Origin of the sequence: Peribacillus sp. V2I11, from assembly GCF_030817135.1 — a bacterium.
GTDB lineage: Bacteria > Bacillota > Bacilli > Bacillales > DSM-1321 > Peribacillus > Peribacillus simplex.
The window spans coordinates 5179967-5192673 of sequence record NZ_JAUSYW010000001.1 but is presented as its reverse complement, the minus strand read 5'-3'; the positions used below and the strand labels follow the sequence as shown (position 1 = coordinate 5192673).

The window sequence follows — 12707 nt, the reverse complement described above, 5'->3', positions numbered from 1 at the left end:
AATGAAGTTGGCTTGCTGAGGTTAAAAAGACCGGGCAAGACGGAATCCTAAGTCATCTATGCAAAATGTCGGATGGCTGCGCCGACGACATGAAGCTCCACAGCCCCTGGCATCCTCAGCCCAGCTGCCTCCTCGAAAAATACGGTAGGTGCCGTACACTTGTTCATCATATAAGTCCCAGCACCATTCCCAAACATTCCCTAACATATCATGCAGTCCCCATGGATTCGGTTCCTTTGTTCCTGCTTCATGGATCATGCCCCCTGAATTTTCGTTATACCAGGCAATCTTATTCAGCTCACCGTATCTATAACCAGCAGTCCCGGCTTTACATGCATATTGCCACTGCTGCTGAAGGAAGTCGAAAACCGTTTGATTCCCAATCAAAAACAATGTTTTCACCATTTTTAGAATAACACTCTCCCAGTCCAGCTTTCTGTGAAAGTAGATTACAAAAAGAAATTGCATCATTCCAAGAAATATTCACAACAGGTTTCAGATTTCGATCAAAAGAATTAGGGGATTTATTTGTAATAGCATAGTAGAAATCCGTAGTAACAGGATAACGGGCAAGAAGGAACGGTCTTATTTCAGCTTTCCATTTGTTTTTAATTCTATCATCCCTTAATTCTATTTCTCCCCCTGGAATTTTCACCATTGGATAGTCAATGTAACTCATTATTTCCTTAGGCAATCTACCTTCCTCCTATGAATAGTAATTTGGAAATTTTACCAATAGCAGAACATTTAAATCAACATGAATATAAGTTTGTTTTTTTAGATAAACTGCCATAGGTTTAAATGAGTGCTAAAACGAGCGTTTTTGAGACGGGATTTTGAAGCGTAGCAATCAGGTTAAGGAAAAATGACTCCAAGAACACATTAATTTCATGGTGCATGAACAATCGTGCGGGTAATGGATCAAGTTGAAGCTTCATCGCCTCCCATTAATTTATATTAATAAGGTTGTAGGTTTAGGAATACAAATTATAAGTGGGTTTCTTATACTTTAAATTATGGGGGAGAGAAAATGAACGAGTTTTTGGAGAAAACAGCAAGATTCGAGCATAGGTTTTGGCTTCAAATCTTAGGAGACCATGCCAGGTTCATCCATGAGTCTTTAGCTCCGGTTGAAGTGGAAAACATTGAAATTGCCTCAGAATTCATTCAAATTTTTGATACTCTCCTTGGTAAAGCCAATTCGGAAGAGATTTCACAACTTACTGCCATGGCAGAAGAAGAGGCATTAAAATTTCGAGAGTTTAAGCTAAGCCTAATTAAAGAACATCTGGTAGGTAAAATAAAAATACATCTTTCACCTTCATTCATTAATCATATGGTAAACGAATTAGAAGAATATTTAAGATTATTGAAATACTTCAATTCAAATCAAATGCCGCCGGTTTTTCATGAACTCCATCATCATTTGATTTGGCTGTTAGATGCAGCAGGGCATGCAGGTACAATATCAGTCCATTTGGACGATATCGAAAAAAGGTTAAAAGAGAAAAGTGACCAATATAAAAAACATTTTAATGATTTTTATTTAAAAGCAGTTGAAATGGCTGGATATTTACGAACCAATCTGTCAACATTCCCAGCTTTGGAAAAAATGAATGAGGATGTTGCATTAGAAATGAAACTTTTTCAGCACTTTCTGCTTGAAGTGGAGGAGCTTGACCTCAGTGCGCAGGCTCTTGGTACGCTTTCACCATTAATGGCCGATCATATGTGGCGTGAAGAATGTTATTATTTAACGAAACTCGCTGAATCGACAGACTCAGAAAAGCCAAACTGCGATCCAGCGAAACCTAGGCTAGTGGATTAGAAAAATATACCAAGGAGCCCTTTCTATAAAAGGGGCTCTTTATATGTTGAATTTAACTCCATAATCAGTAGAATATATATGTATTACTCCTCGAAGAAGCGTTTGGTCCTCAAGTCTTTTTAAGCTTTTTCCATATCGGTTAATGCGGTTTTCTTAGTTGGTTAAGAATGTGGGTTGTAATTAAGGAAGTTAATTCCTATCCGTATGTTATACTAAAAGAACTAAAATTAATTATAGAAGTATAGGAGTGCTGAAAGATGTTTGGAAATACTTCCAATTTGACGGATGGCATTTATTTTGGAGAATCGTTACCACAACAAATCGCTAAACACATTTTAAAAAAAATCATTGAAGGGGAAATAGAAACTGGAGAGAAAATCGTCGAAGAAGACATTTCCAAAGAATTGAATACGAGCCGTGCACCAGTACGCGAAGCCCTTTATCTATTGCAGGTTGATGGTATTGTTGAGAGAATACCGAGACGGGGAACGATCGTCAAGCCATTTTCACAAAAGGAAATCGTTGAATATAATGATGTTACGATCGGGCTGATTCAAATGGGGATTGAGTTTTCCCAAGGGAAGTGGAAAACAGAAAATAAGCAATCATTACGAAAGCATTTGGATAGTACAACCGATATGTGTGAAAAAAGTAATGTAATCGAGTATCAAAAAAAAGCTGAACAGATATTTCGATATATTTTTTCAATCGCAGAAAACAAAGCATTATCAAGATTTTTTGAAGAAGCCAGCCATATCCTCATGGTTTTTGCCCAAAGTCAATGGAGTATTGAAACGATGGAAAACTTCCATTCCAGGCTAAAAATGTCTATTGAGGGCATTCTCGAAGACGATTTCATTAAAGCAAAAAATGAAATTCATGAAGCCTTGAATCGTGGAGTGATGTAGAGTCTTTGGCTCTAAAGTTAAATTGTCGACAATCGACAAAAATAATGTTATGATGTAACCGTATTCAAGCAAGATATCATCACCAAGATTAAAGGGAGAAAGGGAGAATACTATGCAAACATTTAATTTTACAGAAAAAGTTGCAATTGTTACCGGTGGCGGCGGAGGAATCGGCCGTGCAGCGTCTATCACTCTTTCAGAAAATGGAGCCAAAGTGGTTGTTGTAGACCTTTCTGAAGAAGCTGGCATGATAACGGTAAATGAAATCATAGAAAGAGGCGGCGAAGCGAAATTCGTCAAAGCTGATGTTACAAAAGAAGACGATATAAAACTTATGTACAAAAAACGATAGATTCTTATGGGAAAATCGATATTTTCCTGAATAATGCAGGATGGGAAGGCAAAATAATGCCCCTTGTCGACTATCCTACAGAGGTTTTCGATCAATTAATGTCAATAAATGTACGAGGCGTTTTCTTGGGGTTGAAATATGTATTGCCCCATATGATTGAACAAAAAAGCGGGGCGGTCGTGAATACTGCTTCTGGAGCTGGTTTACTGGCAACGCCAAACATGGTGGCATATGGAGCAAGTAAACATGCGGTTCTTGGAATCACGAAAACTGCAGGTGTTGAAGTTACTCCCCATGGTGTCCGAGTGAATGCCGTATGCCCAGGTGTCGTCAATACCGCTATGATGCGTTCGATTGAAAGCGGATTTGGTCAAGGTGATTCCGCGGCAGCTGAAACGGCTAGAAAACAGTTGGAAGCAACGACTCCGGATGGCCGTTATGCTGAGCCGCAAGAAATTGCAAATCTAATGATGTACTCAGTATCCGATCTTTCCAGCCATATTACGGGTCAAGAACTTGTAATCGACGGGGGAGCCATTTTAATCTGATAAGTAAAAAAATTATAGGGGGACGAATACATGAGTTTGAAAGGAAAAGTCATAATAATTACAGGAGCAGGCAGCGGAATTGGAAAGGAAACAGCCTATAAATTAGCTGAACAGGGAGCGATTGTCGTAGCGGCCGATTACAATGATGTTGCCGCTATAGAAACGGCTGAATCTATTCAACAAAAGGGAGGCACGGCTTCTTTTGTGAAAGTGGATGTAGCAAAAGCGGAAGAAGTGGAAGCGATGGTCGAAGCTGCAGTTGCCAATCATGGCACTATCCATGGCATTTTCAACAATGCTGGAATTGGACTTGTAAAACCATTTTTAGAGATGGATCCAGAGTCTTACCACAGAGTAGTCGATGTTGACCAGCACGGCGTGTATTATGGTATGTATTATGCCGCAAGGAAGATGGTGGAGCTTGGTGTAACTGGCGCAACGATCGTTAATACAGCCTCAATATATGGGACGATGGTTTCAATTGGAAGCTTTAACTACCATGCTGCTAAAGCTGCAGTCATCGCCATGACTAAATCTGGAGCAATTGAACTTGCGCAATATGGGATTCGTGTTGTCGGTGTGGCACCAGGTTTTATCGAAACGCCGATCATCGGTGATGATCCAGAGTTCCTTGACAGTTTGGCACAACTTCATATGAGGAAAAAATTGATTCAGCCTGAAAAAGTTGCTGAAGTTGTAACGTTCTTGTTCTCTGAAAAAGCGGATGCCATTAATGGACAAGTCATTCCTGTTGATGATGGATTCTTAAGCTTTAAGGGATAATCACTATAATCAATTAGATTTTCTAGAAAACTTAAAAAGGGAGTTTTGACATATGAGCAAACGATTCGATGGCAAAGTTGTAATCATTACTGGGGCAGGATCAGGTTTAGGACAAGCAGCCGCATTGGAAATGGCTAAAGAAGGAGCTAACCTTTCATTAGTTGATTTAAACGATGCATCTTTGGAAGTGACAAAAAAATTGATCTTAGAAATTGCACCAAAAACGGACGTGCTTCTAATCACTGCAGATGTATCGGATGAAGAAGCAGTAAAGAACTATGTAGGCCAAACAGTCAGCAAATATGGTAGAGTCGATGGATTCTATAATAATGCGGGTATCGAAGGTAAACAGGCTCCTATGGCTAAATACGATAGCAAAGTTTTCAACAAAGTAACTGACATCAATATCAATGGTGTTTTCTATGGTATGAAATACATTCTGCCAATCATGAAAGAACAAGGATCAGGAGCAGTGGTGAACGTGGCTTCTGTAGGTGGAATTCGTGCTGTTCTTAACCAAAGTGCTTACGTTGCAAGTAAACACGCTGTAGCAGGTTTAACAAAAACAGCTGCCATAGAATATGGTCAATATGGAATCAGCATAAATGCCATTGCACCAGGAGTAATCTTAACAGCAATGGTAGAAGGATCATTCAGGCAAATAGGCGGAGAGAATTGGGAAGAAGCAATGGCGGATTTCGTCAGTGTAAACCCTAAGAAACGCTTCGGTAAACCTGAAGAAGTCGGCCGTTTAGTCGCCTTCCTATTATCTGGGGAATCAGAGTTCATCAATGGGGTAGTCATTCCGATTGATGGCGGACAATCTTCACAATACTAATTAAGCATGGGGAGTGACAGTATTGGGTCACTCCCTTTTTAATGGTATGGTGTCCAAACGTAATCGAATTTGGAAAAAACGACGACTTTCTGGGTCTTCGTTTTTGCATATTCAAAAAGTAGTTCATATGAAACAAAATACGAACCTTAGAGTAGAATAAATAAGTTCATAACAGATGAACTCATATAAAAAACGCCATATAAGGCGCTTAACAAATATTAAAGAAACCAATGGTTACTTCAGACTGTAGACAAACTCGATGAAAATCGAGTTTGTCTATTTTTATGGCTTGTACAATTTGGACGTTGATTTCCACTCCAGGCACTCGCTTTCCGCGGGCGGTCGGGGAGCCTCCTCGGCTTTCGCCTGCGGGGTCTCCCCTAGACGCGCTTTCCCCGCAGGAGTCTCGTACCTTCCGTTCCAATCAACTTTGTCTTACCTTTTAGATAGAACACTTTTGCCTGGAGTCATTTTTGTTTTAAAATAGAAGTATTAAAACTTGAGGTGATGAGGATGCTTTCTAAACATGATTCTATTCAGCGAGATCAACTTGAAATGATTACTTTAGATCAACTGGTGCCACCGAACCATTTGGTTCGTAAAATGGAGGCTGCCATTGACTTCACTTTCATTTATGACTTGGTGAAAGATATGTATTCAGAGGTAGGACGCCCAAGTATTGATCCAGTTATTTTAGTTAAACTGACTTTCATTCAATATACCTTCGGTATTCGTTCCATGCGTAAAACGATTGAAGAAGTTGAAACCAATATGGCTTACCGTTGGTTCTTAGGCTATGGTTTCCATGATAAAGTACCTCATTTCTCTACGTTCGGGAAAAATTATGAGCGACGCTTTAAAGATACAGACCTGTTTGAACAGATTTTCTATCGCATTTTAATGACAGCTGCTAATAAAAAGTTAATAAGTGCTGAACACGTTTTCGTGGATTCCACACATGTGAAAGCCAGTGCGAATAAACGGAAATTTGAAAAGAAAATCGTTCGTAAAGAAACACGAGCGTATAAAGGACGTCTTCAAGAAGAAATCAATCAAGATCGTGAAAACCATGGAAAAAAGCCTTTTCCACCAGATAAATTTGATAAAGAAGAGACCAAAGAGATTAAAGAAAGTACAACGGATTCTGAGAGTGGCTACTATGTGAAAGATGAACGAACAAAACAGTTTGCCTATTCATTCCACGCGGCCGCAGACCGCAACGGTTTTGTATTGGGAACGATTGTAACACCTGGAAATACACATGACAGTCAGATCTTAGAGCCACTAGTTGAACAAGTGATTGAGAAAGTTGGAAAACCGGAAGCCGTTGCCGCAGATGCAGCTTATAAAACACCAGCGATTACAAGCTACCTATTTAACAAAGAAATCATACCGGCTTTACCTTATACACGTCCTCGCACCAAAGAAGGATTTTTCCGCAAACAGGACTATGTATACGATGAACATTTTGATTGTTACCTTTGCCCTTCGGGCGAAACTTTAAAGTACTCAACAACAAATAAAGAGGGCTATCGCGAGTACAAATCGCCAAAACAAATTTGTACAACATGCTCATTTTTATCTCGGTGTACAGAAAGCAAAGACTGTCAAAAAGTGGTGACACGGCATATCTGGCAAACACATGTGGAAGAAGCAGATCATCTGCGTCATCATCAAGATGTAAAACCTATATATGCAAAACGTAAAGAAACGATTGAGCGTGTATTCGCAGATGCAAAAGAAAAGCATGGTATGCGTTGGACTACTTTAAGGGGACTTAAAAAATTGTCGATGCAGGCGATGCTTACTTTCGCTGCCATTAATTTAAAGAAGATGGCCAATTGGACATGGCGAGGTCCAAAAATGGCCTAACATAGTGGGCTCGTAGAGCCCCAATCTCTTAACTTTAGGCGAAAATTCAAAGGGAATTTCAAAAGGGGTTCAGAATTTTTTAATTCCGAACCCCTTTTGTCTACAAACTGAAGAAACCAATGGTTACTTTTCTTTATCGTGAAGGTTATCTTCATATTCAGTTTCTAACATACCATACAGACCATTCATTTCTTGTTCATCAGGATCTGCCCCGAACTCATTTCTATATTTTTTCTTTTTATCATCAAGGATTTCTTCTTTATCAATCTTATTATCCATACATATCACCTCCAACCACTAGGGTGTCTCATTGTCCGAATAAATATACACTGAATGACTCCGGTCCTCTTAAAATTTTTGCGATTAAGTTAAGAGGTGAAGATAACATACTAATTTCAATTACTGGTAAACTCATTTTCATGAACATTTAATTGGGTATTCTAAATAGTTATTACTCTTACTATTTGTTAAGATATAGATATATAACTAGAGATAACGGAGAGAGAATGTGAAGAAGAAACGTAAGAAATCAAAGAATATTTTTGTCATTTTTATCCTGATTTTTGCATTTTTGCTCATAAAGGAGATCATGCGAACCCCCTTTTCCGAAAATGTTTCCACATCAGTAAATACGCTTGATTCTTTTGCGAGCGTGAAAAAGTATAGTTCACTTCTCCGAGCCGAGTTGGCTAAATACGGACTTGAGGAGCATACTTCGACATTGATTGCATTGATGCAGCAGGAAAGCCGAGGACGGGGCGGTGACCCAATGCAGGCATCTGAGTCAGCGGGTCTTGATCCAAATACAATCACAGATCCAACGGAAAGCATTAAGTATGGAGTGAAACATTTTAAGAGGATTAATGAATATGGCAACGAAAAGGGTGTGGATTTTGCCACGATCATTCAAGCATATAACATGGGAATTGGTTATATTGATTTTGTTGCGAATGAAGGGGGCAAGCATAATGAAGAGCTTGCGAAGAAGTTCTCCATGCTTCAGGTCGAAAAAAACCCCACGCTCTATGATTGCGGCGGAGACAAAGATAATTTTCGATACCCATATTGCTACGGTGACTACTCATACAGTGCGAAGGTATCTAAGAACATTGAGGAGCTTGCCGACAGTATATCGGCTCAAGCTGATGGTGAGTGAGGGGGAATAAAAAGCCTACTGAATGAAGTAGGCTTTTTGTTAATGGTAATGGTTTCACTGTTGTGGAGCTCAAAGAATCAATTGTTGTTCAACCATGGAAGGAGGTCGTTATGTTTATAGAGTTTCTCGGATTCTGTAATGATTCGGGGAAGAAGAATATCAAGGGAATCAAGTAAAGAGTTTAGGGCTTGTTTAACAAAACCACTCTCAAATTGGTCTAATGGCACAGGTAACTCTTCCTCGTCTAAAATAAAATGTGCTTCACCCGGAAGCACCAAGATATCAATGATCAAATCCTCAAAGGATACCAACGTATCCTCCATATATGTATTTCTTACAATATTAAAATAGGATCCCAAATAATTCCCTTCGTTATCTCTCCAAATGTATAAATTATAAGGACTGTCTTTCCAATAATAAGCAATCGTATAACTGCCTATAGGAATGGTTAATTTGGTGGGATCCGCTTTCATCGTGAAGGAATCCGTGATTTCATGAAAAAGCACGAAATGTTGATTTTTTGCGTTTAACAGCAAACAGTTATGTTCTACAACTAAGGAGTCATAGCGGATTTTTCTTTCTATTATTTCATCGCCACGTTGAAGTGCTGGTGTAAATATATTGTCCATCGTTTATATTTCTCCCTTAAAAACAATCTAGATTATTAAGAAGCCCAGCTAATCTTCTCATGTGAAGGTAGCTGGGTTTTTAAAGTTGGATATGCAAAATAACAATTAAAATAAGTGCAAATCATCGGTCAAAGTGACACCCCAAAACGATAAAAACGAGTAAGATGCACAAAATTTCCGTTCTGGGGGTATTATGATATCTATGATATCTTACCTTGATGGACATGCGGTATCGCCAGGAAAATACGGATTTACAATTTTAAGGAAATTCAAATATCAAAACCTAATTTCACACCTACATTACTGAGAAACTAGGCTTTAGTTACTTCAAAATCGTACTCTTTTCTGGAATAAACGCAACTAACAGGAAAAGTTGTTTCTTGGATCTTATCCTTTATACGCCTGTTTTAAAGTTTTTATGTCAATTTTCTTCATTTGGAGCAGCGCTTTCATAACTCTTTCCGATTTTTCAGGATTGGAGTCGTTAACCATCTCGGATAGGTTCGCAGGGACAATTTGCCATGACACACCAAATCGATCCTTCAGCCAACCGCACACTTGCGCCTTTTCGTCTCCGGCTTCGGAGAGTTTTTCCCAATAATAGTCCACATCTTCTTGCTCCTCGCAATGGATGATAAATGATATTGCCTCTGTGAATTTGTATTGAGGACCGCCATTTAATGCTACGAATGTTTGTCCTTCCAATTCAAACTCAACGGTCATCACTGATCCCTTTGGCATCCCGTGGATTTGATTTCCTTCATTTCCATAGCGAGTAACTCTTCCAATCTTAGAATTTTCGAAGATGGAAGTGTAGAACTTCGCCGCCTCTTCAGCTTGTGTATCAAACCATAAGTTGGTTGTGATTTTTTGAATTTTGTTTTTCATGATTTCTCCTTTTCGGTTTACATATTTAGCAAGTTTTTGCTAACTATAACCCTTCTGCTATTGGGGGTATCAGGAAAATGCCGATTTTTCGATTAAATTTAATATCTTGAAGGTACCTATTACTATAAACCATTTATCATGAACCCAGAAAATCATGTAAGGATTAGGGGGAATTCATAGGTCGTTTTGTGTATTCATTTTTCACTAACCCATCAATTAACTAATTCCCTTAATTTTAAGACCTATATAGCAGTCCCCATCTCTAAGGGTTAACGAAAAATTATTACCCTATGCTAGTTACAGTATCCTTGCCTCCTGGTGATGGAAATACAAAAAGGATATAGAAACTTTTCGCCAGTGAAAAGTCCTATATACAAATTGAAGGTGAATCAATAAAGGGTCATGTTCATTTCTCAGCTCTCGAAGTTAAATTGCCATTGGATTCCGAATTTATCGGTTAACTGACCGTAAATTTTACTCCAGAATGTTTCTTGGAGCTCTAGACCAACCGTGCCGCCTTCACTTAGTTTGTTAAAGATCGATTTAATTTCATCCAAATCATTACTGACATATGCCAGGCTGATATTGTTTCCTTCAACAAAAGGCATACCAGGAAAAGTATCTGAAAACATGATATTGCTTCCATTAATATTTAACCTTGAATGCATGACTAAATCTTTCGCTTCTTCTGGAAGGGTAAATTCCGGATTAGGCGGTGTTTCCCCAAAAGTCATGATATTAGGTTGTTCCGTTCCAAAAACCCCTGCGTAGAACTCTACCGCTTCTCGACAATTCCCATTAAAATTAAGATATGCATCAACTGACATTTATCTCACTCCTATTTTTTATTTCGTTGCTACAAGTTTAATGACATAATGTTTCATTATTACCTGACGAAAAATTCCGGTGGTTCAATTCCGAGCGTTCTAAGATAGATATAACCCTGTCCCCTATGATGGATCTCATTTTCCAAGGCATATTGAAGTCTATCAAAGTGGCTTTGTGAGGGACCGAAAAAGGGATCCTTTTCCACCATTCCAAGTGTTTCCTCGGTCATTTCCTCCCACAGTTTCCTAGTATCATCCCTTACTGCTTCGCATGCTGAAACTAGTTCCTCTTTGGTTGAAATTCCAGCATACGAATCTGGATACTCCCAAACACTAAGTGCAATCCCACGCATATATCCAGTCTCAATGTTCATGATTTCTTTAACCATCTCTGCGAAAGGGCGAAGCTTCCCGGCCGGTGTATAGTGAAATAATTCCTCTTCAGGAAAGGCTTCAACCACCCGCATCGTCAATCTCCTGTTACCTTCTAATATATTTAACAAACCTTCTTTCGATAGAACCATCATTTCACTCTCCTTTGAGAAATACTCAGTATAGAAGTTCTGGGAAAAATCGAAAAGTCCTGCAAATTTCATTTAATAAAGGTTGCACAGCTTTTTTATTTAAATACAGGGGCAATCCCTATTAATATGTATAATTAACCATTAGATAATTAATAAAGGGGAAATATGTTCGGTTCCTTAAATAGAACAAAATTTATAAAAAAAAAAGAACTAAAAGGCATTGCCTACACAATTGCTTAAGAAATGTAGATAACATGATTATGCTCCAATTTTTATGCTCCAATTTTTCCAATTTTTTATTAATGTATCAGGATGGGTCAAAAGATACTTGGGAACAAGGTTCAAAAACCCTCCCTAAGCGGAGAAATGGAACTTTGGTAATTATTGATTAAATCTTGCATTTATTATACGATTTAATTAGTTATATATTTCCAACTAACAATATCCTTATACGTAAAGGATATCATTAGTAACGGAACCAACAGAAAGGGAGAGAAGCAAATGATTAATAAAGTCGGTCAAATTATGTTATATGTAAATAACCAAGACGAGTCATTGAAATTTTGGACGGAAAAATTCGGTTTTAGCGTCATTTCTGAAGAAGATAACGGCCAAGGGCTAAGATGGATTGAAATAGCCCCAACAAAGGAAGCACAAACGAGTATCATCCTGCATAATAAGGAATTCATTGCTAAAATGCAGCCTGAATTAAATCTTAATACCCCTTCGTTAATGTTTTACTCGGATAATCTTGATGAATTATATAAAGACTTTTCAGAGAAGAATATCAAAGTGGGGGAACTTGTAAACATGCCCTCTGGAAGAGTCTTCAATTTTGCTGATAATGAAGATAATTACTTTGCGGTCATGGAAAAGAAGTAACTCTGTTAGCTAAAGATTAAAAAAACATCAAAACGACTAGAAAAACTATTTTTAGTCATTTTGATGTTTTTTGTTTATACTACGACACTTATGAAACTATTTAGTCAGCAGGCCTTGGCCCGGCAGGAATTCCAGAGTTTTCTACAGTCTTGATCGGCCGAATGGTTATGTCTCCATTCACGTAAATTTGACAAGATAAACGCAAATGATCTTCCATTCCTTTTTCCTCATACATCTTTTTTTCTTTATGTGTGACCTCCAAAAAATCACCTGCCAATATTTCAACCCTGCAAGTTGTACACTTAGCCTTCCCGCCGCATCGGTGGAGAATATTTATACCGTTATCTTCCAATGCTAATACTAACTTTTTTCCCATTTCAACTTCATACGTTCCTTGGTCAAATACTGTTACATAAGGCATCTAATACCACCTCTTATTATAGGATATCTTTCAACAGGTCATTAACATATCTATTCTCTTACCTTGTCCATATGACATAAAAAAATGTAAAGTCATTAGTGATTGATGGTAAAGATGAATAATTAATTATCGTGAAGACAAACTTTAAGTACATTCATAATTATAAATTTAACAAGGCTTAAATAGAGCTAGGGAAAATAAGAGTGGTCTTTTAGAGTCCAATTAAGATTTATTCAAAAGAGAGTGAAAAA

Annotated in this window: 14 protein-coding genes and 2 pseudogenes; 8 read left to right on the top strand and 8 right to left on the bottom strand. The window is 38.2% G+C overall.

Annotation, left to right across the window (positions count from 1 at the left end):
• Positions 1–21 precede the first annotated feature (21 nt).
• Positions 22–679: pseudogene (locus QFZ73_RS25295) on the bottom strand (formylglycine-generating enzyme family protein).
• 118 nt (positions 680–797) lie between these two features.
• Entirely contained in the window at positions 798–938 is a 141-nt protein-coding gene (locus QFZ73_RS25290; RefSeq protein ID WP_251433685.1) for a hypothetical protein, read from the bottom strand.
• A 92-nt stretch (positions 939–1030) separates the two neighbouring features.
• On the opposite strand from QFZ73_RS25290, the gene QFZ73_RS25285 reads away from it, so the two are divergent.
• The 6 genes and pseudogenes from QFZ73_RS25285 to QFZ73_RS25255 all read left to right on the top strand — a co-directional run bounded on the left by QFZ73_RS25285 (position 1031) and on the right by QFZ73_RS25255 (position 7129).
• A complete protein-coding gene (locus QFZ73_RS25285) occupies positions 1031–1828 on the top strand; it encodes a DUF2935 domain-containing protein (RefSeq protein ID WP_307272122.1) in 798 nt (265 codons plus the stop codon).
• A 257-nt stretch (positions 1829–2085) separates the two neighbouring features.
• Positions 2086–2736, top strand: coding sequence for a GntR family transcriptional regulator (locus QFZ73_RS25280; protein WP_307272120.1), 651 nt, complete (start codon positions 2086–2088; stop codon positions 2734–2736).
• A gap of 112 nt (positions 2737–2848) precedes the next feature.
• Positions 2849–3636: pseudogene (locus QFZ73_RS25270) on the top strand (SDR family NAD(P)-dependent oxidoreductase).
• Between the two features lie 30 nt (positions 3637–3666).
• Positions 3667–4419 (top strand): SDR family NAD(P)-dependent oxidoreductase, encoded by a 753-nt coding sequence (locus QFZ73_RS25265; protein WP_307272117.1) that lies wholly within the window; start codon positions 3667–3669, stop codon positions 4417–4419.
• A 52-nt stretch (positions 4420–4471) separates the two neighbouring features.
• The gene (locus QFZ73_RS25260; protein ID WP_307272115.1) at positions 4472–5257 is read left to right on the top strand and encodes a glucose 1-dehydrogenase; all 786 of its coding nucleotides are present in this window, start codon (positions 4472–4474) and stop codon (positions 5255–5257) included.
• A 513-nt stretch (positions 5258–5770) separates the two neighbouring features.
• Complete coding sequence (locus tag QFZ73_RS25255; RefSeq protein WP_307272113.1) at positions 5771–7129, top strand: IS1182 family transposase; 1359 nt, start codon at positions 5771–5773, stop codon at positions 7127–7129.
• A 123-nt stretch (positions 7130–7252) separates the two neighbouring features.
• Here QFZ73_RS25255 and QFZ73_RS25250 read toward each other — a convergent pair whose 3' ends face one another.
• Complete coding sequence (locus QFZ73_RS25250; protein WP_251433704.1) at positions 7253–7408, bottom strand: DUF4021 domain-containing protein; 156 nt, start codon at positions 7406–7408, stop codon at positions 7253–7255.
• 229 nt (positions 7409–7637) lie between these two features.
• Here QFZ73_RS25250 and QFZ73_RS25245 point away from each other — a divergent pair, with 229 nt between their 5' ends.
• Positions 7638–8285 carry a lysozyme family protein gene (locus QFZ73_RS25245; RefSeq protein ID WP_251433707.1) on the top strand — a complete coding sequence of 216 codons (648 nt, stop codon included), beginning with the start codon at positions 7638–7640 and terminating at the stop codon, positions 8283–8285.
• A 77-nt stretch (positions 8286–8362) separates the two neighbouring features.
• Here QFZ73_RS25245 and QFZ73_RS25240 read toward each other — a convergent pair whose 3' ends face one another.
• The 4 genes from QFZ73_RS25240 to QFZ73_RS25225 all read right to left on the bottom strand — a co-directional run bounded on the left by QFZ73_RS25240 (position 8363) and on the right by QFZ73_RS25225 (position 11153).
• A complete protein-coding gene (locus QFZ73_RS25240) occupies positions 8363–8914 on the bottom strand; it encodes a ribonuclease FAU-1 family protein (protein WP_307272109.1) in 552 nt (183 codons plus the stop codon).
• A gap of 387 nt (positions 8915–9301) precedes the next feature.
• Positions 9302–9802 (bottom strand): VOC family protein, encoded by a 501-nt coding sequence (locus QFZ73_RS25235; RefSeq protein ID WP_251434639.1) that lies wholly within the window; start codon positions 9800–9802, stop codon positions 9302–9304.
• Between the two features lie 413 nt (positions 9803–10215).
• Positions 10216–10629, bottom strand: coding sequence for a VOC family protein (locus tag QFZ73_RS25230; protein WP_307272107.1), 414 nt, complete (start codon positions 10627–10629; stop codon positions 10216–10218).
• Between the two features lie 59 nt (positions 10630–10688).
• Complete coding sequence (locus QFZ73_RS25225; protein WP_251434645.1) at positions 10689–11153, bottom strand: DinB family protein; 465 nt, start codon at positions 11151–11153, stop codon at positions 10689–10691.
• Between the two features lie 501 nt (positions 11154–11654).
• On the opposite strand from QFZ73_RS25225, the gene QFZ73_RS25220 reads away from it, so the two are divergent.
• Positions 11655–12035 carry a VOC family protein gene (locus QFZ73_RS25220; protein WP_063233829.1) on the top strand — a complete coding sequence of 127 codons (381 nt, stop codon included), beginning with the start codon at positions 11655–11657 and terminating at the stop codon, positions 12033–12035.
• Between the two features lie 100 nt (positions 12036–12135).
• Here the strand turns inward: QFZ73_RS25220 and QFZ73_RS25215 are convergent, their stop codons facing one another.
• Complete coding sequence (locus tag QFZ73_RS25215; protein ID WP_251434649.1) at positions 12136–12456, bottom strand: 2Fe-2S iron-sulfur cluster-binding protein; 321 nt, start codon at positions 12454–12456, stop codon at positions 12136–12138.
• Positions 12457–12707: the final 251 nt, after the last annotated feature.

What these genes read in the sequence shown, in the direction of transcription:
- QFZ73_RS25290 (WP_251433685.1), bottom strand. Translation starts at nt 938, where the DNA reads ATGAAGCTTCAACTTGATCCATTACCCGCACGATTGTTCATGCACCAT.
- QFZ73_RS25285 (WP_307272122.1), top strand. Translation starts at nt 1,031, where the DNA reads ATGAACGAGTTTTTGGAGAAAACAGCAAGATTCGAGCATAGGTTTTGG.
- QFZ73_RS25280 (WP_307272120.1), top strand. Translation starts at nt 2,086, where the DNA reads ATGTTTGGAAATACTTCCAATTTGACGGATGGCATTTATTTTGGAGAA.
- QFZ73_RS25265 (WP_307272117.1), top strand. Translation starts at nt 3,667, where the DNA reads ATGAGTTTGAAAGGAAAAGTCATAATAATTACAGGAGCAGGCAGCGGA.
- QFZ73_RS25260 (WP_307272115.1), top strand. Translation starts at nt 4,472, where the DNA reads ATGAGCAAACGATTCGATGGCAAAGTTGTAATCATTACTGGGGCAGGA.
- QFZ73_RS25255 (WP_307272113.1), top strand. Translation starts at nt 5,771, where the DNA reads ATGCTTTCTAAACATGATTCTATTCAGCGAGATCAACTTGAAATGATT.
- QFZ73_RS25250 (WP_251433704.1), bottom strand. Translation starts at nt 7,408, where the DNA reads ATGGATAATAAGATTGATAAAGAAGAAATCCTTGATGATAAAAAGAAA.
- QFZ73_RS25240 (WP_307272109.1), bottom strand. Translation starts at nt 8,914, where the DNA reads ATGGACAATATATTTACACCAGCACTTCAACGTGGCGATGAAATAATA.
- QFZ73_RS25235 (WP_251434639.1), bottom strand. Translation starts at nt 9,802, where the DNA reads ATGAAAAACAAAATTCAAAAAATCACAACCAACTTATGGTTTGATACA.
- QFZ73_RS25230 (WP_307272107.1), bottom strand. Translation starts at nt 10,629, where the DNA reads ATGTCAGTTGATGCATATCTTAATTTTAATGGGAATTGTCGAGAAGCG.
- QFZ73_RS25225 (WP_251434645.1), bottom strand. Translation starts at nt 11,153, where the DNA reads ATGGTTCTATCGAAAGAAGGTTTGTTAAATATATTAGAAGGTAACAGG.
- QFZ73_RS25220 (WP_063233829.1), top strand. Translation starts at nt 11,655, where the DNA reads ATGATTAATAAAGTCGGTCAAATTATGTTATATGTAAATAACCAAGAC.
- QFZ73_RS25215 (WP_251434649.1), bottom strand. Translation starts at nt 12,456, where the DNA reads ATGCCTTATGTAACAGTATTTGACCAAGGAACGTATGAAGTTGAAATG.